This is a genomic window from Pseudomonas rhizosphaerae (genome assembly GCF_000761155.1).
Lineage (GTDB): Bacteria > Pseudomonadota > Gammaproteobacteria > Pseudomonadales > Pseudomonadaceae > Aquipseudomonas > Aquipseudomonas rhizosphaerae.
Window position 1 is genome coordinate 2,414,208 of record NZ_CP009533.1, and the last position, 24,431, is coordinate 2,438,638.

The 24,431-nt window shown below is 64.2% G+C and carries 23 protein-coding genes and 1 pseudogene; 18 read left to right on the plus strand and 6 right to left on the minus strand.

The window, feature by feature from the left end; translation table 11 throughout:
- The first annotated feature begins 1 nt into the window (after position 1).
- Positions 2-1,543, plus strand: coding sequence for a sensor domain-containing diguanylate cyclase (locus LT40_RS10770; RefSeq protein ID WP_052393395.1), 1,542 nt, complete (start codon positions 2-4; stop codon positions 1,541-1,543).
- A gap of 7 nt (positions 1,544-1,550) precedes the next feature.
- Here LT40_RS10770 and LT40_RS10775 read toward each other — a convergent pair whose 3' ends face one another.
- Positions 1,551-1,835, minus strand: a complete 285-nt coding sequence (locus tag LT40_RS10775; protein WP_043189823.1) for a hypothetical protein — start codon at positions 1,833-1,835, stop codon at positions 1,551-1,553.
- A 525-nt stretch (positions 1,836-2,360) separates the two neighbouring features.
- Between LT40_RS10775 and tusD the strand changes: the two genes are divergently transcribed.
- From tusD to modC, 11 genes are all read left to right on the plus strand, one after another.
- Positions 2,361-2,753, plus strand: a complete 393-nt coding sequence (gene tusD / locus LT40_RS10780; protein ID WP_043189826.1) for a sulfurtransferase complex subunit TusD — start codon at positions 2,361-2,363, stop codon at positions 2,751-2,753.
- Position 2,754: 1 nt separating this feature from the next.
- On the plus strand, positions 2,755-3,114 hold the full coding sequence (tusC, locus tag LT40_RS10785; protein ID WP_043189828.1) for a sulfurtransferase complex subunit TusC: 360 nt from the start codon (positions 2,755-2,757) through the stop codon (positions 3,112-3,114).
- On the plus strand, positions 3,114-3,407 hold the full coding sequence (tusB, locus tag LT40_RS10790) for a sulfurtransferase complex subunit TusB (RefSeq protein WP_043189830.1): 294 nt from the start codon (positions 3,114-3,116) through the stop codon (positions 3,405-3,407). The genes tusC and tusB overlap by 1 nt, the downstream gene beginning before the upstream one ends.
- Positions 3,404-3,739: a TusE/DsrC/DsvC family sulfur relay protein gene (locus tag LT40_RS10795; protein WP_043189832.1), complete on the plus strand. Its 336-nt coding sequence runs from the start codon at positions 3,404-3,406 to the stop codon at positions 3,737-3,739. Before tusB ends, LT40_RS10795 begins: the two co-directional genes overlap by 4 nt.
- The gene (locus tag LT40_RS10800; RefSeq protein WP_043189835.1) at positions 3,736-4,755 is read left to right on the plus strand and encodes a glycosyl transferase family protein; all 1,020 of its coding nucleotides are present in this window, start codon (positions 3,736-3,738) and stop codon (positions 4,753-4,755) included. Before LT40_RS10795 ends, LT40_RS10800 begins: the two co-directional genes overlap by 4 nt.
- Before the next feature lie 262 nt (positions 4,756-5,017).
- Entirely contained in the window at positions 5,018-6,025 is a 1,008-nt protein-coding gene (locus tag LT40_RS10805; protein WP_043189837.1) for a glutathione S-transferase family protein, read from the plus strand.
- A gap of 5 nt (positions 6,026-6,030) precedes the next feature.
- Positions 6,031-6,681, plus strand: coding sequence for a DNA oxidative demethylase AlkB (gene alkB, locus LT40_RS10810; protein ID WP_043189841.1), 651 nt, complete (start codon positions 6,031-6,033; stop codon positions 6,679-6,681).
- A gap of 73 nt (positions 6,682-6,754) precedes the next feature.
- Positions 6,755-7,603, plus strand: a complete 849-nt coding sequence (gene ada / locus LT40_RS10815) for a bifunctional DNA-binding transcriptional regulator/O6-methylguanine-DNA methyltransferase Ada (protein ID WP_052393396.1) — start codon at positions 6,755-6,757, stop codon at positions 7,601-7,603.
- 80 nt (positions 7,604-7,683) lie between these two features.
- Positions 7,684-8,433, plus strand: a complete 750-nt coding sequence (gene modA / locus LT40_RS10820; protein WP_148308549.1) for a molybdate ABC transporter substrate-binding protein — start codon at positions 7,684-7,686, stop codon at positions 8,431-8,433.
- Positions 8,433-9,113: a molybdate ABC transporter permease subunit gene (gene modB / locus LT40_RS10825; protein WP_043189847.1), complete on the plus strand. Its 681-nt coding sequence runs from the start codon at positions 8,433-8,435 to the stop codon at positions 9,111-9,113. Before modA ends, modB begins: the two co-directional genes overlap by 1 nt.
- Positions 9,114-9,117: 4 nt before the next feature.
- Entirely contained in the window at positions 9,118-10,197 is a 1,080-nt protein-coding gene (gene modC / locus LT40_RS10830) for a molybdenum ABC transporter ATP-binding protein (protein WP_043189850.1), read from the plus strand.
- A 422-nt stretch (positions 10,198-10,619) separates the two neighbouring features.
- Here modC and LT40_RS10835 read toward each other — a convergent pair whose 3' ends face one another.
- The 3 genes from LT40_RS10835 to LT40_RS10845 form a co-directional block, all read right to left on the minus strand.
- Positions 10,620-11,828 carry an EAL domain-containing response regulator gene (locus tag LT40_RS10835; protein WP_043189853.1) on the minus strand — a complete coding sequence of 403 codons (1,209 nt, stop codon included), beginning with the start codon at positions 11,826-11,828 and terminating at the stop codon, positions 10,620-10,622.
- An 88-nt stretch (positions 11,829-11,916) separates the two neighbouring features.
- Positions 11,917-15,504 carry a transporter substrate-binding domain-containing protein gene (locus LT40_RS10840; protein ID WP_043189856.1) on the minus strand — a complete coding sequence of 1,196 codons (3,588 nt, stop codon included), beginning with the start codon at positions 15,502-15,504 and terminating at the stop codon, positions 11,917-11,919.
- Between the two features lie 38 nt (positions 15,505-15,542).
- Entirely contained in the window at positions 15,543-16,169 is a 627-nt protein-coding gene (locus LT40_RS10845; RefSeq protein ID WP_043189858.1) for a response regulator transcription factor, read from the minus strand.
- Between the two features lie 434 nt (positions 16,170-16,603).
- Here LT40_RS10845 and LT40_RS10850 point away from each other — a divergent pair, with 434 nt between their 5' ends.
- The gene (locus LT40_RS10850; RefSeq protein ID WP_043189860.1) at positions 16,604-17,638 is read left to right on the plus strand and encodes a DNA topoisomerase IB; all 1,035 of its coding nucleotides are present in this window, start codon (positions 16,604-16,606) and stop codon (positions 17,636-17,638) included.
- 71 nt (positions 17,639-17,709) lie between these two features.
- Positions 17,710-20,214, plus strand: coding sequence for an excinuclease ABC subunit UvrA (locus tag LT40_RS10855; RefSeq protein ID WP_043189862.1), 2,505 nt, complete (start codon positions 17,710-17,712; stop codon positions 20,212-20,214).
- A gap of 46 nt (positions 20,215-20,260) precedes the next feature.
- Here the strand turns inward: LT40_RS10855 and LT40_RS21745 are convergent, their stop codons facing one another.
- The gene (locus LT40_RS21745; protein ID WP_167335525.1) at positions 20,261-20,404 is read right to left on the minus strand and encodes a hypothetical protein; all 144 of its coding nucleotides are present in this window, start codon (positions 20,402-20,404) and stop codon (positions 20,261-20,263) included.
- 152 nt (positions 20,405-20,556) lie between these two features.
- On the opposite strand from LT40_RS21745, the gene LT40_RS10860 reads away from it, so the two are divergent.
- The 3 genes and pseudogenes from LT40_RS10860 to csrA (LT40_RS10870) all read left to right on the plus strand — a co-directional run bounded on the left by LT40_RS10860 (position 20,557) and on the right by csrA (LT40_RS10870) (position 23,621).
- Positions 20,557-21,357, plus strand: coding sequence for a glucose 1-dehydrogenase (locus LT40_RS10860; RefSeq protein WP_043189864.1), 801 nt, complete (start codon positions 20,557-20,559; stop codon positions 21,355-21,357).
- Positions 21,350-23,167, plus strand: a pseudogene (locus LT40_RS10865) (glycoside hydrolase family 15 protein). Before LT40_RS10860 ends, LT40_RS10865 begins: the two are co-directional and overlap by 8 nt.
- A gap of 256 nt (positions 23,168-23,423) precedes the next feature.
- Complete coding sequence (gene csrA, locus LT40_RS10870; protein WP_043189867.1) at positions 23,424-23,621, plus strand: carbon storage regulator CsrA; 198 nt, start codon at positions 23,424-23,426, stop codon at positions 23,619-23,621.
- A gap of 85 nt (positions 23,622-23,706) precedes the next feature.
- Here the strand turns inward: csrA (LT40_RS10870) and LT40_RS20950 are convergent, their stop codons facing one another.
- A complete protein-coding gene (locus LT40_RS20950) occupies positions 23,707-24,039 on the minus strand; it encodes a hypothetical protein (RefSeq protein ID WP_052393397.1) in 333 nt (110 codons plus the stop codon).
- Between the two features lie 186 nt (positions 24,040-24,225).
- Here LT40_RS20950 and csrA (LT40_RS10880) point away from each other — a divergent pair, with 186 nt between their 5' ends.
- Positions 24,226-24,423: a carbon storage regulator CsrA gene (gene csrA, locus LT40_RS10880; RefSeq protein WP_043189870.1), complete on the plus strand. Its 198-nt coding sequence runs from the start codon at positions 24,226-24,228 to the stop codon at positions 24,421-24,423.
- Positions 24,424-24,431 lie beyond the last annotated feature (8 nt).

Sequence of the window (24,431 nt, forward strand, 5' to 3'; positions counted from 1 at the left end):
AATGGCAGACGACGCACAGTATCGAACCGCCTTGAAGTCCGACAGCTCGGCTCAGCGCATGGCTATTCTGTTCGTGGCCCTGGTGGTGTTATCACTCATCGTACTGGATGTCTGGCAAACGCTGACGGCGCGCGCACAAGCGATGCGGGTCAGTGAGATTACCACCTCCAACCTGGCCCGCTCGCTGGCCCAGCATGCCGAAGACACCATCAAGCAGTCGGACACCGTATTGCTGGGCCTTATCGAACGCATCCAGGTCGACGGCACTGCACCGCCCGAGGTGCAGCGCCTGCGCAACCTGATGCAGGGCTGGACACGCTCCATGGAGCAGTTGCAAGGCTTGTTCATCTACGACAGCCAAGGACGCTGGGTAGCCAGTTCCAATGCCATCGACCCGCCAGGGGTCAACAATGCCGACCGCGAGTACTTCCGCTACCACCGCAACAGCCCGGACGCTGGCGTGCATGTCGGGCCGGTGATCCGCAGCCGTTCCACCAACGCTTTGGTGATTCCCGTGTCCAGGCGCCTGACCGGGGCCGATGGCCGCTTCGCCGGCGTCGTGCTGGCCACTTTGAAAGTGGACTACTTCAACCGGTTCTACGCCGGCTTCGACCTGGATGAGCACGGCGTGATCGCCTTGCTGCTCAGGGACGGTACCCTCCTGCTGCGGCGACCGTTCGATGAAAACGTGATCGGCAGCAGCGTCGCCAAGGGCAAGATCTTCAGCGAGATGTTGCCTCAGGCCGAGCACGGCACCCTGATGCAGCGCTCGCTGGTCGACGATGTCGAGCGCATGTACAGCTACCATGCCCTGGGCAATTACCCGCTGGTGCTGGAAACCGCCGAATCGAAGGCATCGCTTTTGGCGAGCTGGTACGAGAACCTGCTGCGTTCCATGGCTTTCGTGCTGGTGGTAGGCGTGGCGCTGGGGCTGTGTGCGATGACCCTGATTCGGCAGATCCGTCATGGCCTGCGCACCGAAGCGGAGTTGCGCAATGCCCACGCCGCGCTGCAGAAACTGGCGATGCAGGACGGCTTGACCGGGCTGGCCAACCGGCGCCAACTGGACGCGGCGCTGCCCGACGAGATCGGTCGGGCACGGCGCAACGCGCGCCCGCTTGGCGTGATCATGCTCGACATCGACTATTTCAAACGCTTCAACGACCTCTATGGCCACCCCGCGGGGGATGACTGCATCAAGGCGGTGGGCCTGGCGGTACTGGGCTGCGTAGGCCGCTCCGGAGATCTGGTCGTGCGCTATGGGGGCGAGGAAATTCTGGTGCTGTTGCCCGAGAGCGACGAAACCGGGGCATGGCAGGTTGCCGACAAGGTATTGCTGGCGGTGCGCGCGCCGGCCATTGCCCATGCCGGCAGCGACCTGGGCATCGTGACCATCAGCGCCGGCGTGCATGTGTGGCGCAACAGCGACCCGGACGTACGCGCGCAAAGCCTGATCGAGGCCGCAGACCAGGCGCTTTACCGGGCCAAGACCTCGGGTCGCAACCGTGTCTACCCCTTGCAACCGCTCAGGGTGGAGGCCTGATCCGGCTTCAGAGCATCTGTTGGTTGGCGGCCATCGATTCGATGACCATGCTCTTCTGGTCTTCGGACAGCGTGTCCCAGATGTGCACCTTGGCGTAGAAACCCAGACTGCCAAGGATATAGAAGCTCAATACGGCGATGGTCAGCAACGTCAGCCACGACCAGCGTCCGCCTTCCTCGGCTTCATCGAAAGTGGAATAACCATTGTCGATGCGCTGGTCGCGCATGGACGCCAGGCTGGTGGTGACGCGTTTGTAGCAATAGGACAGCAACAACAGAAACAGGCGCAGCATGGAAATAAGGCCTCGAATGGATAGCGGGTGGCGAAAGGCGCACGCCAGAAACGCAAAAAGCCCGTCTTTGACGGGCTTTTCTTATAAATAGCGTGCTGCTGACCGGACCGATCGCCACGCTTGCGGTGAATTTTAGGTAGCTTGGCGAACGCTGTAAACCTTGCTACAGCGCAGAGGTATGACAACTTCACCTGCGAAAGCGCGCAATCACGCGGCCCAGAGCATCGCGTGGCGTGGCTGCGGCACGCTGTCACACCGCTGCTGGAGCCACAGCCACCTGTGGGAGCGGGCTCTGCCCGCGAAGGCGCTCCGAAGGCCTCGTGCAATGGCAGATACACTGCATTGCCCCATTCGCGGGCAGAGCCCGCTCCCACACGGTCGTTTCCACGAATTCCTCTGGCCTTACAGGACCTCCCTCAAGATCCGGGGGGTCGCGCACTCCTTGATACCCCGCACGGCGCGTGCGACTAGGCTTTTTGCCGAAGCAGCCTTTATCATGGCCACAGTTCCAGACCAGAGCCGCCCATGAAGTTTGCCATCGCTGTCTACTCGCCCGCTCACTCGCCGGCCTCACGGCGCGCATTGCTGTTCGCCCAAGCCGTCTTGGCCCAGGGCCATCAACTGCTGCGGGTGTTCTTTTATCAGGACGGCGTGCATACCGCCTCGAGCAATGTCGTTACCGCCCAGGACGAAACCGACACGGCCGCTCAGTGGCGCGCTTTCATCGTCGAGCACCAGGTGGACGCCGTGGTCTGCATCGCCGCCGCCCTGCGCCGCGGGGTTCTGAACGATGAAGAAGCGCGCCGCTACCAACGCCCGGCTGCCAACCTGACCGAGCCTTGGCAACTGTCCGGCCTGGGCCAGTTGCACGAAGCCGCCCAGCAAGCCGACCGGCTCGTCAGCTTCGGAGGTCACTGAGATGGCCAAATCCATGTTGATCGTCAGCCGCCAACCGCCGTGGGCCGGCCCTGCCGCACGCGAGGCGCTGGACATCGCCCTCGCCGGCGGTGCCTACGACCTGCCGGTGGCCATGCTGTTTCTCGATGACGGTGTCTACCAGTTGCTGGACGCCCAGGCACCAGACGCCGTGCAGCAGAAGAACCTCGCCGCCAACCTGCAGGCCCTGCCGTTGTTCGGTGTCGATGAGCTGTTCGTCTGCACGACCAGTCTGGCCCTGCGTGGCTTGGCCGACGCCAGCCTGGCAATCGCCGCGCAGCCACTGACGGACGCGCAATTGCGCGAGCTGCTGCCGCGCTTCGACCTTGTGGTGACCCTGTAATGAGTACCCTTCACGTACTGTCCCATTCGCCGTTCAGCGACCAGCGGCTGCACAGCTGCCTGCGCCTGTTGGGCAGCGACGACGCCATCGTGCTCAGCGGCGATGCGGTCTATGCCCTTACCCCTGGCAGCCAGCCTTGGGCGTCCCTGGCCAGCGCCGGGGTTGCCGTTTTCGCCTTGTTCGAAGACGCCCAGGCGCGCGCCCTGCCCAGCAACCCTGCGGTGGAACTGCTCGACTACCCGGCCTTCGTCGAGTTGACCCTGGCCTACGACAAGGTCAACAGCTGGTTATGAATACGCTGATCGTCGCCGAGCGCGACATTGCGCTGGATGCAGACGGCTACCTGCAGTCGCTCGACGACTGGAGCCCGGAAGTCGCTGATGCCCTGGCCGCCGCCGAAGGCCTTGCGCTGACCGCCGACCACTGGCAGATCATCGAGCTGCTGCGCCGTTTCCATGCGCAGTACCAGCTTTCGCCTGCCACCCGGCCGCTGATCAAATACGTCGCGCAGCAACTGGGCGCCGACAAGGGCAACAGTCTGCATCTCAATCGCCTGTTCAACGGCACTCCTGCCAAACTCGCTGCCAAGCTGGCGGGCCTGCCCAAACCGACCAATTGCATATGACCCACTACCCTGCACTGACGCTCGAAACACCCGAAGAGCACCCGTTCGCCCAGTTCGTGCGGGCGCTGGGCAAAGGCAAGCGCGGTGCGCGCAACCTCACTGCCGAGGAAGCCCGCGAAGCCATGGGCATGTTGCTCGACGGCCGCGTGGAAGAAGCGCAACTGGGCGCGTTCCTCATGCTGCTGCGGCACAAGGAAGAAAGCCCCGAAGAATTGGCCGGTTTCACCCTTGCCCTGCGCGATCGGCTGCAGGCGCCGGCGCTGGCCGTCGACCTGGACTGGCCGACCTATGCCGGCAAGAAGCGTCACCTGCCCTGGTACCTGCTCGCGGCCAAATGCCTGGGCGGCAGCGGGCGGCGCATCTTCATGCATGGCGCTGGCGCCCATACCGCCGGACGACTGTACAGCGAGCAATTGCTCGGCACCTTGAACATTGCCCTGTGCCGGGACTGGAATGCCGTCGGCGAGGCACTCGAGCGACAAGGGCTGGCGTTTTCGCCACTGGTGGACTGGGCCGCGCCGCTGCAACGCATGATCGACCTGCGCAACATTCTGGGGCTACGCTCGCCCATCCATTCGCTGGCGCGGATTCTCAACCCGCTCGGCGCCCGTTGCGGCCTGCAGAGTATCTTCCATCCCGGTTACCAGGCCGTGCACCGCGACGCCAGCGGGCTGCTTGGCGACGTTGCCATCGTGGTCAAGGGCGACGGGGGCGAGATCGAGATCAACCCGGACAGCGCCAGCCACTTGTACGGCACCCGCGACCACCTGCCCTGGGACGAAGAGTGGCCCGCCCTCGCCGCCCAGCGCCACGTCAAACCGCCCAGTCTTGAGCCTGGGCACCTGGTCGAATTCTGGCAGGGCGAGCGCCAGGACAGCTACGGCGAACTGGCGCTGATCTCCACCATGGCCCTGGCTTTGCGCGGATTGGGCAGCACCCGCGAGCAAGCCTTCGACGAAGCCCGCGCCCTCTGGGCCTCGCGCGACCTGGCAGCCTGTACCCCGCCCCGTCCGTAGCCGCGAAACCAATACCGTGGGAGCGGTCAGCGGCCGCGAAAAGGCCTCCGCGGATTGACTGACGTACCGTGGTGCCCAGTTCGCGGCCAAAGACCGCTCCCACAGAACATCGACAGGGCATTACACCGCCTGTAGCAGCGGCGCGAGCCGCGTCGGCGGTGCATGCGGCCTGCCTGGATGAACGCGTCGGAGCCGGACGCGGCTCGCGCCGCTGCTACGGGACAGCGTGATACAGTTCGTCGACACGCATCGGGAGACGAACATGGGGTTGCTGATCGAAGGGCGCTGGCATGACCAGTGGTATGAAAGCAGCGAGGACGGCGCCTTTCAGCGCGAAGACTCGCAACGCCGCAGTTGGGTCACGGCCGATGGTTCACCGGGGCCTTCCGGTGACGGCGGTTTCAAAGCCGAAGCGGGTCGCTATCACCTGTACGTATCGCTGGCGTGCCCATGGGCTCACCGAACCTTGATCGTGCGCAAACTCAAGGGGCTGGAACAGCTGATCGACATGTCGGTGGTGAGCTGGCACATGGGCGAGCACGGCTGGACGTTCGACACCCAGACCGGTTCGAGCGGCGATCACCTGGACCCGCTGCAGTACCTGCACGAACGCTACACCCGCGACGATCCCCGCTACACCGGCCGAGTCACGGTGCCGGTGCTGTGGGACAAGCAGCAGAACCGCATCGTCAGCAACGAGTCGGCCGAGATCATTCGCATGTTCAACACCGCCTTCGATGCCATCACCGGCAACCGCCTGGACCTTTACCCCCAGCCCCTGCACTCGGCCATCGACCGCATCAACGAAGCGGTCTACCCGAACGTGAACAACGGCGTCTACCGCGCCGGTTTCGCCACCTCGCAGCAGGCCTACGCAAGTGCCTTCGACGATGTCTTCGCCGAACTCGACCGCCTTGAAGCAACGCTCGACACCCAGCGCTACCTGACCGGCGAGTACCTGACCGAAGCCGATTGGCGGCTGTTCACCAGCCTGATCCGTTTCGACGCCGTCTACCACGGGCATTTCAAGTGCAACCTGCGACGCATCGTGGACTATCCTAACCTGTCCAATTGGCTGCGTGAGCTGTATCAGTGGCCCGGGATCGCTCAGACGGTCGACTTCCAGCACATCAAGGGCCATTACTACACCAGCCACCCGACCATCAACCCGACTGGCATCGTACCCAAGGGGCCGTTGCAGGACTTCGACGCCGCCCATGACCGAGAGCGCCTCGAGGGCAAGGGCGTCTGGCAGCGCGGCGAAGGCTGAGCGCGATGCAGTCCTCGTTGTTCGATGAGCCACAACAGCCCAACCGCCGCGAGGCACTGGGGGAGCAGACCTTCGTCCTGCGCGGGTTCGCCTTGCGCTGGCTGGACGACATCCTGCCGGCCCTGCGCGAAGTGCTCAAGGCGGCCCCGTTCCGGCGCATGCAGACGCCCGGTGGACACACCATGTCGGTCGCCCTGAGCAACTGCGGGCAGTTCGGCTGGAGCACCGACACACGGGGCTATCGCTACGTGAGCGACGACCCCCTTACCGGCCAACCCTGGCCAGCGCTGCCCGAGGTCCTGCTGACACTGGCGCGGGAAGCCGCGGCGGCTGCCGGTTTCGATGATTTCGTACCCGATGCCTGCCTGCTCAACCGCTACGTGCCTGGCGCCAAGATGTCCCTGCATCAGGACCGCGACGAGCGCGACTACGGTGCGCCCATCGTTTCGGTTTCCCTGGGCCTTGCGGCGATGTTCCAGCTCGGTGGTCTGCAGCGCAGCGACCGACCGCTGCGCGTGCCCTTGCTGCACGGGGATGTGATGGTCTGGGGCGGCGTCGATCGGCTGCGATTTCACGGCGTGTTGCCGCTCAAGGAAGGCATGCACCCAGTGATGGGGCCGCAACGGATCAACTTCACCCTGCGCAAGGCTGGCTGAGCGCAAGCAACGGAGTGCCAGTGCTCGCATCAGGGGCTAACATGGCCGCCTCGACGATCGATGGAATCGCGCCATGCCCAGCCAAACTGCCCAGCACATCCAAATGGTTGCCGCCGCCTGCCGCCGGATCGAAGCCAGCGATGGGCTGCCCGAACTGGGCGAACTGGCCGAGCACGCCGGCCTGAGCCCATGGCACTTTCACCGCGTCTTCAAGGCCGTGACCGGCCTGACCCCGCGCGGCTATGCCAGCGCCCGGCGAGCGGAAAAAGTGCGCGCCCAGCTTCATCAAGGCAAATCCGTCACCGATACGCTGTACGCCAGTGGATTCAATTCGTCCGGGCGCTTCTACGAGGCGGCCGACGGCATGCTCGGCATGACCCCGGCGGCCTTCCGCGAAGGGGGCAGCCGTGCCTCGATACACTTCGCCCTCGCCCAGTGCAGCCTTGGCGCGGTGCTGGTGGCCTGCAGCGAACGCGGCGTGTGCGCGATCCTGTTGGGTGACGAGCCTCAGGCCTTGCTCGACGATCTGCAGCGACGCTTCCCCAAGGCCGCGCTGGTTGGCGCCGACGCGGATTTCGAGGCCATCGTGGCCAAAGTGCTCGGCTTCATCGAATCGCCCGGGTCGGGCCTCGATCTGCCGCTGGACATCCGCGGCACGGTGTTCCAGCAGCGGGTGTGGCAGGCGCTGGGCAAGATCGAACCGGGCACCACGGCCAGCTACGCCCAGGTTGCGGCCAGCATCGGCGCGCCCAATGCGGTACGCGCGGTGGCTGGAGCTTGCGCAGCGAATGCCTTGGCGGTAGCGGTGCCCTGTCACCGCGTGGTGCGCACCGACGGCGGGCTTTCTGGATACCGTTGGGGCATCGAGCGCAAACGCGAGCTGCTCGAGCGTGAGCGCAAGCTCCACCAACCCTCGCCCTGAAGCGAAGTCCGACGGCCTGCTGGCGCTGCGCTATATATTTTGCTATACGACGGTATCGTTCGTTCATCAGAGTCCATTCCATGAAGTTCATCCCTACCCTGCTCGCCCTCGGCGCCGCCCTGGCCTTCAACACTGCGCAGGCCGATGAAGTGCAGGTGGCTGTCGCGGCCAACTTCACCGCACCGATCCAGGCCATCGCCAAGGCATTCGAAACCGACACAGGGCACAAGCTGGTGGCCGCCTACGGGTCGACCGGCCAGTTCTACACCCAGATCAAGAACGGTGCGCCGTTCGAAGTGTTCCTGGCCGCCGACGACACCACACCGGCCAAGCTGGAAAGCGAGAAAGAAACCGTAGCCGGTTCACGCTTTACCTACGCCACCGGCACCCTGGCGCTGTGGTCGGCCAAGCCCAGCTACGTTGACGCCAACGGCGCGGTGCTCAAGAAAAACGAGTACCAGCATCTGTCGATCGCCAATCCTAAGGCAGCGCCCTATGGCCTGGCGGCTACCCAGGTGCTGGACAAGTTGGGCCTGACCCAGGCCACTCAGGCCAAGCTGGTCGAAGGCCAGAACATCACCCAGGCGTTCCAGTTCGTCTCCACCGGCAATGCCGAGCTGGGCTTCGTGGCGCTGTCGCAGATCTACAAGGATGGCAAGGTGTCCAGCGGGTCAGCTTGGATCGTTCCGGCGCAGCTGCACGATCCGATCAAGCAGGACGCGGTCATCCTCAACAAAGGCCGTGACAGTGAAGCCGCCAAGGCGCTGATGCAGTACCTGAAAAGCCCGGCTGCTGCCGCCATCATCAAATCGTACGGCTACCAGATCTGATGCCGCTGGATGCCAGCGACCTCAGCGCGATCTGGCTGACCATCAAGCTGGCCGGCCTGACCACGCTGATTCTGTTGCTGATCGGCACACCGATCGCCTGGTGGCTGGCACGCACCGCTTCACCCTGGCGTGGCCCTGTCGGTGCCGTGGTCGCCCTGCCCCTGGTGCTGCCGCCCACGGTGATCGGCTTCTATCTGTTGCTGGCGCTCGGGCCCCACGGTTTCATCGGCCAGGCGACGCAGGCCCTGGGCCTGGGCTCGGTGGTGTTCAGTTTCAGCGGGCTGGTGATCGGCTCGGTGATCTACTCCATGCCGTTCGTGGTGCAGCCCCTGCAGAACGCGTTCAACGCCATTGGCGAACGACCTCTGGAAGTCGCGGCGACCCTGCGCGCCAGCCCCTGGGACTGTTTTTTCAGCGTCGTACTGCCCCAGGCCAAACCTGGATTCGTGACGGCCAGCATCCTGGGGTTCGCCCACACGGTGGGTGAATTCGGCGTGGTGCTGATGATCGGCGGCAACATACCGGACAAGACGCGGGTGGTGTCGGTGCAGATCTTCGATCACGTCGAAGCCATGGAATACGCCCAGGCCCATTGGCTTGCCGGGGCCATGGTGGTGTTTTCCTTCATGGTGCTGCTGTTGCTGTACCGCAGCCGCCAGACGCGCTCGACGTGGAGCTGATGGAATGATCCGTGCCCGTATCGACATGACCTACGAAGCGTTCTCGCTGGACGTCGATCTGCAACTGCCGGGGCGCGGGGTCAGTGCGCTGTTCGGCGATTCCGGCTCCGGCAAGACCACCTGCCTGCGCTGCCTGGCAGGGCTTTCGAAGGCACCGAACGCCTACATCGAAGTCAACGGCGAGGTCTGGCAGGACAGCGCGCGGGGGATTTTCGTGGCGCCGCACCAGCGCGCGCTGGGCTATGTTTTTCAGGAGGCGAGCTTGTTCGCGCATCTTTCGGTACGCGGCAATCTCGAATACGGGTGGCGCCGGATTCCGGCTGCGCGGCGCAAGGTCGCGCTGGATCACGCATGCAGCCTGCTGGGCATCGAACATCTGCTGGAGCGCCAGCCGGCGCACTTGTCCGGCGGTGAACGCCAGCGGGTCGGCATTGCTCGGGCGCTGTTGACCAGCCCCGGGCTGCTGCTGATGGACGAACCACTGGCCGCGCTGGACAGCCGGCGCAAGGACGAGATCCTGCCGTACCTGGAAAGACTGCACGACGAGCTGGAGATTCCAGTCGTGTACGTCAGCCATGCCCAGGACGAGGTGGCGCGCCTGGCCGACCATCTGGTGGTGCTGGAACACGGTCGGGTGCTGGCCAGCGGTCCATTGGGGCCGACCCTGGCGCGGCTGGATCTGCCCATGGCGTTGGAAGCCGACGCCGGCGTCGTGGTGCAGGCCAGGGTCGAGGGCTACGATCCTGCTTACCAGCTGCTGTCGCTGCAATTGCCCGGTGCGGTCGAGCCCTTGCGCGTTGCCCATGGCCTGCGGGCGGTTGGCGACGAAGTGCGGATCAAGATCCAGGCCCGGGATGTCAGCCTCAGCCTGAGCCAGGACGACACCAGCAGCATTCTCAATCGCTTCGCCGTCACCGTCGAGCAGGTGTCGGCGGCGCACCATCCGGCCCATGTGCAGCTCAGCCTGCGCGCGGGAGAGACGCTGATCCTGGCGCGTATCACGCGTTTCTCGGCGGATCAGTTGGGCGTGGCGGCGGGTTTGCAGGCCTGGGCGCAGATCAAGGCGGTCGCGGTATTGGCCTAGTACAGGCATGGAAAGCACCGCGGGGTGCCTGGGAAATCGCAATGCCCGCCGACGCGGCTCGCGCCGCTGCTACAGGAATCCCGATCCGGCTCGAACACCGCGGTGCGTCCTTCGCGGCCGATGACCGCTCCCACGGGTCGCGCCTGGACGCACCGCGGTGGATTTACCGCGTCCAATCCCCGCCCACCCACGGGCCGCGTTCGGCTGCGCCCCGGTGCGTCCTTCGCGGTCGATGACCGCTCCCACGGGCCCCGCCTGGGCGCACCACGGTGTGTTTACCACGTCCGATGACCGCTGCCACCAGAAGCCGCGTCCGGGCGCGGCGCGGTGCCTGGTGTGCGATCGACGAGCGCTCACGCAAGCCCCTGTAGCAGCGGCGCGAGCCGCGTCCGGGTGCACCGCCGGGTGTCTGTCATACGCGGCTAGTCCCGGCGTATCGGTTGCAGCGCCTTGGGTTGCTTGAGCCGCGCGTGGAGCGCTTCGGCGCTCATGGGCGCGGCGAAGTAGTCGCCCTGCCCGCGCAGGCAACCCAGGTCGAACAGCAGCAGATGGTGCACGGCGCTTTGCACCCCGGTCACGGTCAGCTCGATACCCAAGGTGCGCGCCGCCACCGACATGTGCTGGACCACGGCCAGGTGACGCGACTGATGCGGCGCTTCGAGCAGAAAGGGCGAGGCCAGGCGCAACTGGTTGATCGGCCACTGACACAGCCGCTGCAACGACGCCCCGCCGAAACCGAAACCCTGCATGCCCAAGTCACAACCCATCAGCCGAACCCGCAACAGGGTTTCCAGGTATTCGGCCTTGGGCCGGGCCAGGCCGACATGGCTGAGCTCCAGCGCCACCCGGTGCTTGCCCGACAGGTGCCCGCGCAAGATGCCGAGCAGCTCGTTCATCAGCGGTCCATGCCCAAGCTGTTCGAGCCGTATGCCCAGGCTCAGGCCCACCTGCAACCCGGCACGGGCAAGTTGCTGCTGCACGTCGACCGCCTGCTCGGCCATGTACAGCAGCAGCGCATTGCCCAGCCCGGCCCGCTCCACCGCCGGGCAGAACTGCTGCATCGCCAGCAGACCGTGCCGTGGGTGCTGCCAGCTCAACTGAGCGTCGACGCTGCGGATACGCCCGTCGGCCACTGTGCAGCGTGGCAGGAAGCGGGTGTCGAACTGACCGTCGGCGATCCCCGCCTGCACTTCGGCGCGGCCGATGCGCACCGTCCCGGGCATCGACACGGTCGCCTCACGAGGCGTGTTCAACGCCTCGAAAAAACGTTGCAGCCTGTCGAAGTCCAACGGGCTGCCAGCGTCCACCAGATATTCCAGGCCCAGCATCGATACCCACTGGTACAGCCCGGTGCGCACTTCCGGATCCAGTCCGCCACCGATCAGCACGGCGCGCACGCGCTTGCGGGTGACCGCCTCCTGGATGATCCTCAACGCGCCCACACCCAGGACATCGACGTTGCACACCAGCACATCGATGGGCTGGTGCTCGCGCAGCAATTGCACTGCCTGCTCGCTGGTCTGCGCCTGATACACGCACGAGCAACCCAGCTGGCTGAGCATCTGCACGGCGATCGCACGCTGGAACCCATGACTTTCGACAAGTAACACCGTTGGCTTGATGTCTGACACGATTACTTCCCCTGTTTCTTCATGCCTATGTTCAACTCCGTGCCATGATCGGGATGCAGGCAATTTCCTAATACGTACCGGAAAATTCCTACGCCTCGCCGGATCTGTCATGCCGTACCAGGTACTCGTCCAGACTGACCATGGCGGCTGCCAGGTCGTCGACTCCACGGCGCATCCTCTCGGTCGAAGGGTTTGCCGTGCAGGCGTGTTCAAGCGCTTCGCAGGCCGCGAGCAGGCGCCGGGCGCGGACGATGCGGGCGCCGCCCTTGATCCGGTGCACCAGGTCGGCCACTTCGCTGGTCACGTAGGGTTGCGACAGCGCGTGCAGGCGCTTGAGGTCTTGCAGGTTGCTGTCGGCCAGATCGTCGAGCAGGCGCGCCAGGGAACTCGCATCACCGCCGGTCAGTTGGTCGAGGCTGCCCAGGTCGACTTCGTCGTCCTGGGTCTCGAGCACGCGCCGGGCGCTGCGCGGGTCAAGGTGCAGCGCCAGGCTTTCCAGGCTCAGTGGCTTGAACAGGCAGTCGTCCATGCCCTGCTGCAGGCAACGACGGCGCTCCTGGATCTGCGCGTTCGCCGTGCAGCCGAGGAACAGGCACGGCTCAAGGTGCTTGCGCCGTTCGTGCTCGCGCACCGCCTTGACCAACTGGTAACCGTTGATACCCGGCATGTTGCAGTCGCTGATCACCACGTCGTACGCCCCGCGCAACCAGGCGCGCAGCCCAGCGGCGCCGTGTTCGGCCACGGTCACGCGGTGGCCGAGAAAGGTCAGCTGGCGCTCCAGCAGCACGCGGTTGGCCGGATAGTCGTCGACCACCAGCACCTGCAGGGCCGGCAGGGTGCGGCGCGAAGCCTCGCGAACGGTCTTCAACGGGGCGACCGCCCCGGGTACGGATTCGAACTGCACCTGCACCCGCGTGCCGCAGCCCAGCACGCTGTGCAGATCGAGCGTGCCGCCCATCAAGTCGGCCAGGCTGCGGCAGATGCTCAAGCCCAGGCCGGCGCCGACACGGCTGCCACGCCCTCCGGCGGCCTGCCGATACGGGGCGCCCAGACGATCCAGATCGGCCTGGGCGATGCCCTGCCCGGTGTCTTCCACGCTCAACTCGACCCGCGCGCCACGCAACTGCGGCCAGACCCCGAGCACCACGGTGACCTGGCCCTCGCGGGTGAACTTGATGGCATTGCTGAGCAAATTGGCGATGACCTGCTTGAAGCGCACGGGGTCGACGCTCAGCCAGGTGTCGGGCGCACCGAGCACTTCCAGCTTGAGCCGCAGGTGCTTCTCCCGGGCCTGGGCCTGGAACAACCCGACGGTTTCGCTCGCCAGCTGTCCCAACTGGCATGGCGCCGGCTGCAGTTCGAGCCGGCCGGCCTCGATGCGGGTGACGTCGAGAATATCGCCGATCAGCGCCAGCAGACCGTTGGCCGACTGCGAGGCGACTTCCAGGGCCGGCTTGTCGAGCATGCCCTGCTCGGCCTTTTTCAAGGCCAGCTCGAGCATGCCCAGCACGGCGTTCATGGGTGTGCGGATCTCGTGGCTCATGGTGGCCAGAAAAGTGGTCTTGGCCTGGTTGGCTGCTTCTGCCTGGGCCTGTGCATCGCGGTACGCCTCGCACAGGCGCTGACGCTCGGTGATGTCGACCCACCCCGCAATCAGGCCCTGGATGCAACCGTCGACGCCCCGGTAAGGCAGCATCCAGTGATGAATGGTCAGTACCTCGCCCGACTGCAGGCGCAGCGTGCGATCCTCGACCACAGGCTTGCCGCACTCCATGACTTGCAGGTAGGTGTCCTGAGCCACCTGCGCGTGCGCTTCCTCGAGCAGGCCGTAACCGGTCAGCGGCTTGTTCAGGATGGCTTCGCGGGTTACGCCCAAGGCCTGCAGGTAGCTGGTGTTGCAGTTGATCAGGCGCGCCTTGCGGTCGCGGATGTAGATCGGATGGGGAGTACCGTCGATCATCACCCGCATGAACTCCAGCTGGGTGGTCAGGGCTTGCTCGGCAAACGCGCGCTGGCGGATCAGACGCTTGAGGTAGCTGATCCACCCCAGCGCCAGCAGCAACAACAGCATGGCCGCAGCGAACCCCTGCATGATGGCCCAGCGGTAGCGTTGCCACAGGCCATCGGCGACCATCATTTCGGTGCGCCAATGACGCGTCAGCTCACTCATGTGCGACGGCGGAATGTCCTGCAGGGCACTGTCCAGGATCGATTGCAACACCTGCGCCTGGGGTGCGACGGCGAAAGCGAAATGCACCGGGGCCAGCGGTAGCGCCACACTGATGCGCAGCCGCCCACGGTACTGTCGCGCGATCATGTAGCGCGCGGCAATCAGCGGCAGCACCGCCGCGTCGGCCTGGCCGCGGTCGAGCATGTCCAGGGCTTGGGCGGAACTCGCCGCCTCCAGGCGGGTGATCGAGGGGTAATGCTCCTGCAGCCACTCATGCACTCGGCTGCCCTGTACCAACACCACGCGCTTGCCGCTGGACTGTTCCAGTGAAAACCGCTCCCGCCCGCCCTCGCGCGTGACCAGCACCGGCGAGCTGCTGAGAAAGCCACGGCTGAACGCCAGGCGCGTCTGCCGCTCGGCGCTGGGAATCATCGCCGCGATCAGATCGGCCTCGCCGCGCTCGATCATCTCGCTCATCCGCGCCAGCGAAGTGGCCTCGATCACCTCGATGCCCAGCCCGGTCCGTCGCGCGATCTGTTGCAGGACGTCGGCGGCCACTCCGGCGAAGCGGCCTTGATCGTCGCGGTAGCTGACCGGCACGAACCGCGGATCCATATGCACCCGCAGTTCGCTGCGCCCGGCCAGCCACTGGCGCTGGATGTCGGTCAACGGCAATGCGGCAGGTTCCGCCACGTCCGGACGCTCGATGCTCCAACGCCGCAGGATCGCCGCTCGGGCCTCCTCGGGCACCACTGCCAGGGCCTTGTCGATCAATCGCAACAGGCGCGCATCGCGGGGATCGACGGCAAAGCCGAAGCCATGGCCGTCCATGCTTTCGACCGCCTGCAGGCGCAGCGCAGGCAACTGACTGCCGTCGGCCTGATAGAACACCGCCAGCGCGCCGCCGACGAACAGGTCCGCCTGCTGGTAAGCCACCGCCGCCATGGCGTTCAAGGGGGTGGGGTGAAATTGCAGCTGGGCCCCAGGGAAGCGTTCCCGCACCTCGCTGGCCGGGATATGGTCTCGCACCAGAGCGATGCGCCGAGGCACGGCCGAATCCACATCCAGCGGCGGGTCGCGACGCATGGCCAGCACTGGACGATCCTGCACATAGGGCGCAGAGAGCAGCAACCCATGGCGCAACGCGTCCCGGCGACTGGTCGTGCCGAGCATCTGCACCTCGCCGGCCTTGAGCGCGGCAACCGCCAGTTCGCGGGAAGGATAGGCCTGTACCTGGACCTCCAGCTCAAGCAGCCGCGCCAGCAGAGCCAGGTAATCGGCGCTGATGCCCTCGTAGGTCCCGCCATTGGCGGACAGGTCGAAAGGCGCGTAGTCCGGACGGCTCACGCCGACCCTCAATACGCGCCGCGCGCGCAGCCACTGCCGGTCGCGGTCTGCCAGCTGCATCTGCAGGCGCTCGGACCAGGCAGGCTCGGGCTGCGAGCGGCCGTGCAATGGCAGGGTCTGGGCGTCAGCCAGCGCGGTACAGGCCAGCCACAGGAGCATCCAGCGAACACAGTGGCCGATTATTGCCTGCAGGCCCATCACACCAGGAAGTTGCGTTTGGCGAGCTCGGCCAGTTCCACCAGCGAGCCCATCTGCAGCTTGTCCATCAGCCGAAACTTGTAGGTACTCACGGTCTTGTTGCTCAGCAGCATCAGCTCACCGATGGCCTTGTTGCTCAACCCACGGGCCAGGTGCTGGAGAATGGTCAGCTCGCGGTTGGTCAGGCGAGCAATGGATTCGGCCTCGCTGATCAGACCATCGCTGTTGCGCACCGAGCTGAAGGCCACCACCGGGAAATAGGTGAACCCGGTGCCGATGGCGGTTACCGCCTTGCGCAGCTCGTTGAGGTCATCGCGCTTGGACACATAGCCCATGGCGCCCAGCTTCATGCAGCGCAGGGAAAAATGCTCGGCGGCCTGGGACGTGAGGATCACGATCCGGCTCCCGGTGCCCAGTTCCTTGATCCGGGCGATGACGCTCATGCCGTCAAGCCCGGGCAGGGAAATGTCGAGGACGATCAGGTCGGGCTGGTGAGTCTTGGCCATCAAGACTCCATCGATACCGTCCTGCGCCTCCGCCACCACGCTGAATCTTTCCTGCTTGAGCAACAGTTTGACGCTGGACCGAATGAACGGGTGATCGTCGATGATCAGTGCTGTACGCATGTCTATCTCCTGATTGCGCGAATGCCGGACGGCGCTTGCATGCCCGGCGCGGGCTTCCTTTGCAGCGTTCTGCATCGCCTCTGTTGGTTCTGGATCAGGGAACAGCGGTCAAGCGCAGGACGAGGCCACCTGCCGTAGGAGTGTTCCGCAAACAGCGGTCGACGTCGGTCGCCTTATTCCGATTTCGCTATGGGAAGATTCCGGGATAGTTGAGTGAAATTTTCCCGTGCTATGTAGGACGCCTATGCCCATAAAGTCCCCCTTGTCCGGCGGCGTCAGTATTGCCGCGACGGGCTGACACGGAAGCCGGATAATTCCCAAGCTTTCCGCGAAAACTCCTACGAATTCTTGCAAGCACCTGCGTGAATGTGGCGAACGGGACTTCCGCGTGCAGCCGTGGTCCATTGCAGACACAGGCCATGGTTTTTGCGCAAATGTCCGACCTTCTCGAAATCGAACTCCCCGCCGATCTGCATTACGTTGACGACACCCTGCCCGGCTTGCGCCGCAAGAAAGTGCGTGGCCACTTCGCCTATTTCACGGCCGATGGCGAGCGCATTCGCGACGAGGCACAAATCAAGCGCATCAATGCGCTGGTGATTCCGCCGGCCTACACCGACGTGTGGATCTGCGCCGATCCGCAGGGTCATCTGCAGGCCACCGGGCGTGATGCTCGCGGGCGCAAGCAGTACCGCTATCATCCGCGCTGGCGGGAGGTGCGGGACGAAGACAAGTATTCGCGCATGATCGAATTCGGCAAGATGCTGCCCAAGGTGCGTCGGCAACTCGAAGCCCACCTGGCCGCGCCTGGGCTGGACCGCAACAAGGTGATGGCGGCGGTGGTCTCGTTGCTCGACAACACGCTGATTCGGGTCGGCAACACCCAGTACGCCCGCGACAACAAGTCCTACGGGCTGACGACGCTGCGCAACAAGCACGTCGAGGTCAAGGGACATACCATCGCCTTCCAGTTCCGCGGCAAGAGCGGTGTCGAGCACGCGGTAACGGTCAAGGACCGCCGGCTGGCGACCATCGTCAAGCGCTGCATGGAGTTGCCGGGGCAAAACCTGTTCCAGTACCTGGATGAAGACGGCGAACGCCACAGCGTCAGCTCCCACGACGTGAACGCCTACCTGCACCAGATCACCGGCGCGCATTTCACCGCCAAGGACTACCGCACCTGGGCCGGCAGCGCGCTGGCCCTGGCGATGCTCCGCGAGCTGCACTGGCAGCCCGAACCCGACGCCAAGCAGCACATCGTCAACATGGTCAAGGCCGTGGCCAAGCAGTTGGGCAATACTCCGACGGTATGCCGCAAATGCTACATCCACCCCAAAGTGCTGGAGCACTTCGTGATGGGCGAGTTGGCCAAGCTGCCCAAGCCACGTCAGCGCAAGGGGCTGCGCCTGGAAGAAGTCGCTCTGGCGACGTTTCTCGAGCGTCTGGTAGCGGCGACCGAGAAGACATGACGAGGCTGGTCTGAATTGTACGTAACGAGTGCGGTCGGTTATAGCACTGTTCATCCATTCCAAGGCTTTTCATGAAACCTACCGCTCCCAGCGGCTTCGTCCAGGTGCGCGGCGCACGCGAACACAACCTGAAGAACGTCGATGTCGATATCCCACGCGATGCCCTGGTGGTGTTCACCGGGGTATCGGGTTCGGGCAAGTCATCATTGGCATTCGGCACCCTGTACGCCGAGGCGCAACGGCGCTATTTCGAATCGGTCGCACCCTACGCCCGGCGCTTGATCGACCAGGTCGGCGTGCCCGATGTCGACAGCATCGAAGGGTTGCCACCTGCCGTGGCGCTGCAACAGCAACGCGGCACCCCCAGCACGCGGTCGTCGGTGGGCAGCGTCACCACCCTGGGTAGCCTGGTGCGTATGCTCTACTCCCGGGCAGGTGCCTACCCGCCGGGCCAGGCCATGCTCTACGCCGAAGACTTTTCGCCCAATACTCCGCAAGGCGCTTGTCCCCACTGCCATGGCCTGGGCCGGGTGTACGAGGTCACCGAGAAAACCATGGTGCCCGACGACAGCCTGACCATTCGCCAACGCGCCGTGGCCTCCTGGCCGCCGGCATGGCAGGGCCAGAACCAGCGCGACATCCTCGTCACCCTGGGTTACGACGTCGACGTGCCCTGGCGTGACCTGCCGAAAAAGCAACGGGACTGGATACTGTTCACCGAAGAGACGCCGACCGTGCCGGTCTACGGCGGGTTTACGCCGGCGCAGACCCGCGACGCGCTCAAGCGCAAGCTGGAGCCCAGCTATCAGGGTACCTTCACTGGCGCCCGCCGCTATGTACTGCACACCTTTACCCACTCGCAAAGCGCGTTGATGAAAAAGCGCGTCAGCCAGTTCATGATCGGCGCGGCGTGTGAAGTCTGTGCTGGCAAGCGGCTCAAGCGCGAAGCGCTGAGCGTTACGTTCGCCGGCCTGGACATCGGCGAATTCTCCCAGTTGCCGCTCAACCAATTGGCAGAAAAGCTCAAGCCTGTTGCCGAGGGCAAGCAGGTGGGCAAGAAGCTCAGCGAAGAAAAACGCCTGGCCGCCCAGCAACTCGCGCAAAACCTGCTGGGCCGCTTGCACACCCTGATCGATCTGGGCCTGGGTTATCTGTCCCTGGAGCGCAGCACGCCGACGTTGTCGTCCGGTGAACTGCAACGCCTGCGCCTGGCGACGCAACTGGGCTCGCAGCTGTTCGGCGTCGTCTATGTGCTGGACGAGCCGACCGCAGGCTTGCATCCGGCCGATGGCGAATCGTTGCACGCGGCGCTGCAAGGCTTGAAGGCGGCTGGCAATTCCCTGTTCGTCGTCGAGCATGATCTGGACACCATGGGCCGCGCGGACTGGGTCGTCGATGTCGGGCCGCTGGCCGGCGAACAAGGTGGCCAGGTGCTGTACAGCGGGCCGCCCCAGGGCCTGGCCAAAATCGACGCTTCGCAGACCCGCGCCTATCTGTATGGCGGCGCCGTACCTCTGCCACGTCCGCGCCGTGAGACCGCCCGTTGGCTCAAGCTGGCCGACGTCACCCGCAACAACCTGCACAAGGTTGCGGCAGACTTCCCGCTGCAATGCTTCACGGCGGTCACCGGCATTTCTGGTTCGGGTAAATCGAGCCTGGTCAGCCAGGTGCTGCTGGAACTGGTGGGCGAGCACCTGGGACAGGCACGGGAAGAGGTCGAGGACGTGCTGGAAGACGTCGCGCCGCAGACCGAGTCAGGGCATATCGCCGAAGGCATGGACAGCATCAAGCGCCTGGTGCAAGTCGACCAGAAGCCCATCGGACGCACGCCGCGCTCCAACCTGGCCACCTACACCGGCCTGTTCGACCACGTACGTAAACTGTTCGCGGCCACCGCCGATGCACGGCGCCACGGTTTCGACGCCGGTCAGTTTTCCTTCAACGTGGCCAAGGGTCGCTGCCCCGAATGTGAAGGCGAAGGCTTCGTCAGCGTCGAACTGCTGTTCATGCCCAGCGTGTTCAGCCCGTGCCCGACATGTCACGGCGCACGCTACAGCCCCAAGACCCTGACAGTGAAATGGCAGGGCCGGACCATCGCCGAGGTGTTGCAGCTGACGGTGGCCGAGGCCTGCGACGTGTTCACCGAGCAAACGGCGATCCTGCGCCCACTCACCGTACTGCGCGACATCGGCTTGGGCTACCTGCGCCTGGGCCAGCCGGCCACCGAGCTGTCGGGCGGCGAAGCGCAACGCATCAAGCTGGCCACCGAGCTGCAACGCACTCAGCGCGGCGCTACCCTGTACGTGCTCGATGAGCCGACCACCGGGCTGCACCCCAGCGACGTCGATCGGCTGATGCAGCAACTCAACCATCTGGTCGACGCCGGCAACAGCGTGGTCGTGGTGGAACACGACATGCGCGTGGTAGCCCAGGCCGACTGGGTCATCGACATCGGACCCAAGGCTGGGGATCAGGGTGGCAAGGTCGTGGCGGCCGGACGGCCCGAAGATGTAGCCAAGGTCAGCGCCAGCCGTACTGCGGCCTATCTGCAGAGCGCCCTGGCGGAAACTGTGTAGCACGCGCGCAAGCGGCCCGGGCGTACCGGGGCCGCTTGATCACCGCTCAACCGACGGGCTTACTCTGGCCTTCGTCGGATGGGGTGCGCTCCTTTTCTCCCTGCTGATTGGCGCGCTTGTGCTCTTCACCGACCTTGCCGGCGTTCTCCGGCTTGTGGTCGAGGTCTTCACGATCGGATTCTTTGTCCACGGTGTTCTCCTGGCAGTGCTCGAACGGCGCATTGGGCCGTCATGCTGGTTAGGCATCCCGCTTCGGCATTCGTGCCCAAACGTTTCCAGGCTGAACTCCCACACTGGGTTGCCAGTCAGCATTGAAACGCCATTATCGGAGGATCATCCCGAATGCAGATTTCACTGGATAAACAGGTTGCCCTGGTCACTGGCGCCAGTTCTGGACTGGGTGCCGCAGCCGCGAAGGCTCTGGCCGCAGCGGGTGCCAGCGTCGTGGTCAACTACAATTCCCACGCCGAGCCTGCCGAGCAGTTGGTGGCACAGATCCGTGAAGCAGGTGGTCAGGCCATTGCGGTGGGCGCTGACGTATCGAAGGAAGACGACGTCGAGCGTTTGTTCGCCGCCGCGATCGATACCTATGGCGCACTGGACATCCTGGTCGCCAACTCGGGCCTGCAGCGCGATGCCGCCACGGTCGACATGACCCTGGCCGACTGGAACAAAGTCATCGAGGTCAACCTCACCGGCCAGTTCCTCTGCGCCCGCGCTGCGCTGCGACAGTTCCGCGAGCAAGCCTCGCGATCCGAAGTGTCGCGGGCGGTCGGCAAGATCATCCACATGAGTTCCGTGCACCAGCTGATTCCGTGGGCCGGCCACGTCAACTATGCCGCTTCCAAAGGCGGTATCGACCTGCTGATGCGCAGCATCGCCCAGGAGGTGGGTGAGCAGCGCATTCGCGTCAACTCCATCGCGCCGGGTGCCATCCGCACCGCCATCAACGAAGAGAACACCCAGGGCGACGCCGAGAAGAAATTGCTCGAGTTGATCCCCTATGGCCGCGTCGGCGAAGCGGACGATGTCGCCAATGCGGTGGTCTGGCTGGCGTCCGATCTGAGTGATTACGTGCATGGCACCACGCTGTTCATCGATGGCGGCATGAGCTTGTATCCGGGGTTCCGAGACAATGGCTGAAGACGTCTGCAGTACCTCGCAAAGCCCTATCGAAGCCCACGGCATCATCGGTGACATGCGCAGCGCTGCCTTGATCGCCGACAACGGCAGTATCGATTTCTGTTGCTGGCCCGAATTCGACAGCCCTTCCATATTCACCGCACTGCTCGACTGCGACCGCGCAGGTGTCTTCGAACTGGCACCCGACCTGCCCAGCGCGCGCCGCCAGCAGATCTACCTGCCCGACAGCAACGTGTTGCAGACTCGCTGGATCGACCATGACGCCGTGGTTGAGATCACCGATCTGATGCCCGTAGCCGCAGCCGCCGATGCCCTGCCCCGGCTCATCCGCCGGGTCGAGATGCGCAACGGCACGGCGACCATTCGCCTGCGCTGCCGGGTCCGCCATGACTACAGCCGCGCCGACACCCAAGCCTACGCCAGTGGCGAGGACGTCTGCTTCAAAGCCGAAGGACAACCCACCCTGCGGTTGTCGGCGACCCAGGCGATGGACATCGATACGCACAGCGCAGTTGCCGTATTCGAACTCAAGGAAGGCGAATGCGCCGAGTTCATCCTGGGTGGCGACGAAGACCCCATGGTGCGTGCAGGCGCAGGCCAGACGTGCCTGGAAGAAACCTTGGCGTTCTGGCGCAACTGGATCGGCCATTCCAACTACAAGGGCCGCTGGCGGGAAATGGTCGACCGCTCGGCGCTGGCCTTGAAGCTGCTGACATCGCGCCGCCACGGCGGGATCATCGCCGCCGCCACCTTCGGCCTGCCGGAAGCACCGGGTGGCGTGCGCAACTGGGACTACCGCTACACCTGGATTCGCGATGCATCGTTCACCGTGTATGCGTTCATGCGGCTGGGGTTCACCACCGAAGCCAACGACTACATGCGTTGGGTCCGCGATCGGGTAGGCGAATGCTGCGACGAGCCCGCTCGACTGGGCGTGGTGTATGGCCTGGACGGCCGCGAAGAATTGCCGGAATCGGAGCTCGACCACTTGAGCGGGCACGGCGGCGCGCGTCCCGTGCTGGTGGGCAACGGCGCCCACGATCAGGTCCAGCTAGACATCTAAGGTGAGCTGCTGGACGCGGTGTACCTGGCCAACAAGTACGGCGAGGCCATTTCTCGCGAAGGCTGGAAACACGTCACCCATATCGTCGACAAGGTGTGCAGCAGTTGGCATCAGAAAGACGTCGGTATCTGGGAAATGCGCAACCCGCCCGAGCACTACCTGCATTCGCGACTGATGTGCTGGGTGGCCATCGACCGTGCCCTGCGTCTGGCCGAGAAACGTTCGCTGCCGGCCCCGTTCGAACGCTGGGACCGCGAGCGCCAGGCGATCCACGATGATATCTGGGACAACTTCTGGAACGCCGAGGCCGGGCACTTCGTGCAGAAATTGGGCAGCGTGGAACTTGACGGCTCGATGCTGCTGATGCCACTGGTGCGCTTCGTCGGTGCCAGCGACCCACAATGGCTGAGCACGCTGGAAGCGATCGAGCGCACTCTGGTGCGTGATGGCATGGTCTATCGCTACCGCCAGGATGACGGTTTGCCGGGCGATGAAGGTGCCTTTACGGCCTGTTCGTTCTGGTACGTGGAATGCCTGGCCCGGGCCGGCCAAGTGGAAAAAGCGCACCTGGAATTCCAGCAATTGCTGCGTTACGCCAACCCTCTGGGCTTGTTCGCCGAGGAGTTCGACCGGCATGGCCATCACTTGGGCAATACTCCGCAGGGATTGAGCCATTTGGCACTGATCAGCGCCGCCAGCTTTCTTGATCGGAAGCTGAGTGGTCAGCGCACACAATGGCAACCGTAGCACGATCCGCAGGGGATAGTGGCAAGAGTGCCACTATCACCTCCATAAACCAAACGTAATGCCAATCTGCTAGGCGCCCGTTGAGAACCACGCCATACTGACGCCTGTTACCACTCGTTGCGCCGTGGCTGCCGGGTATCAATAAACCCGGCGCTTCGAGGGAATTAAATTTGTCATGTTGCGCTCCTATTCAGGTAGCAATGGACACACTTCAAACACCGGATAAATTCTAAGCAAGGGAATCAAGGAGCCGTTCATGCTGATACTCACCCGCAAGGTAGGCGAAAGCATCGTCATTCATGACGACATCAAGATCACTATCCTTGGCGTGAAAGGGATGCAGGTGCGAATCGGCATCGATGCGCCGAAGGACGTACAGGTACACCGCGAAGAAATCTTCAAGCGCATCCAGGCAGGTAGCCCTGCACCGGAGAAGGGAGATGGCAAGGCCTGACAGGCCACCTGCCGCCGTCTTGTGAGCGCCGCGTTGCGTCTGGCCCAAGCCAGCCCGCACCGTGGCGCAAAGTCAGAATCGACCGTTAGATGGGTGTTGCCTGGTGATGATTGTCATCCGGAGCCCCTGCCCCACCGCCTGCATGACGTTTCGCCTTGTCGATGGCGAAGTCCAGAGCGTCTTTAGCGCAGGTCAGCCCGTCGCGTATCTCGGTCTGTTCCTTGATCACACCCCCGTCTACCCCGTACGTCCCGAAGAACACCGATACCTTGTCGTCAGCGATCTTGCGTGCGCGAGCAACGATGTGGCAGCCGTTCTTGAGGGTTTCCTCATGGCGGGCTTGCTCGTCCAGAAAATTCTCTGATGATTTGTCCCACTCTTTGAAGCGAGCAGTGGTTTCCAATTCTACGTCTGTCATATGCCTACCTCTGGTGGGTAATTAAGGCGATGCCTTATGTAACCGACCTTCTCGCGGCGGCGTGGTTCAGTACGACGCTGCTGAAAGAAAGGCCACGACTGTCGATCGGCTATTAAAAGGAATTATTCCTACAGACTATACGTCACTAATCAGACATGCCTTGCACTCGAGCACAAGGACACCATCATGCTGATTCTGACCCGCAACACCGATGAAAGCATCGTGATTGAAGAAGATATCCGTATCACCATCATCGATATCAAAGGCGGCCAGGTCCGTCTGGGCATCGATGCGCCTCGGCATGTCGCCGTGCATCGGCAGGAAATCTACGAGCGCATCAAGGCAGGTGTGCCGTTGGTGCCAAAGGCCACCGGACTACCTTAGACGCATGG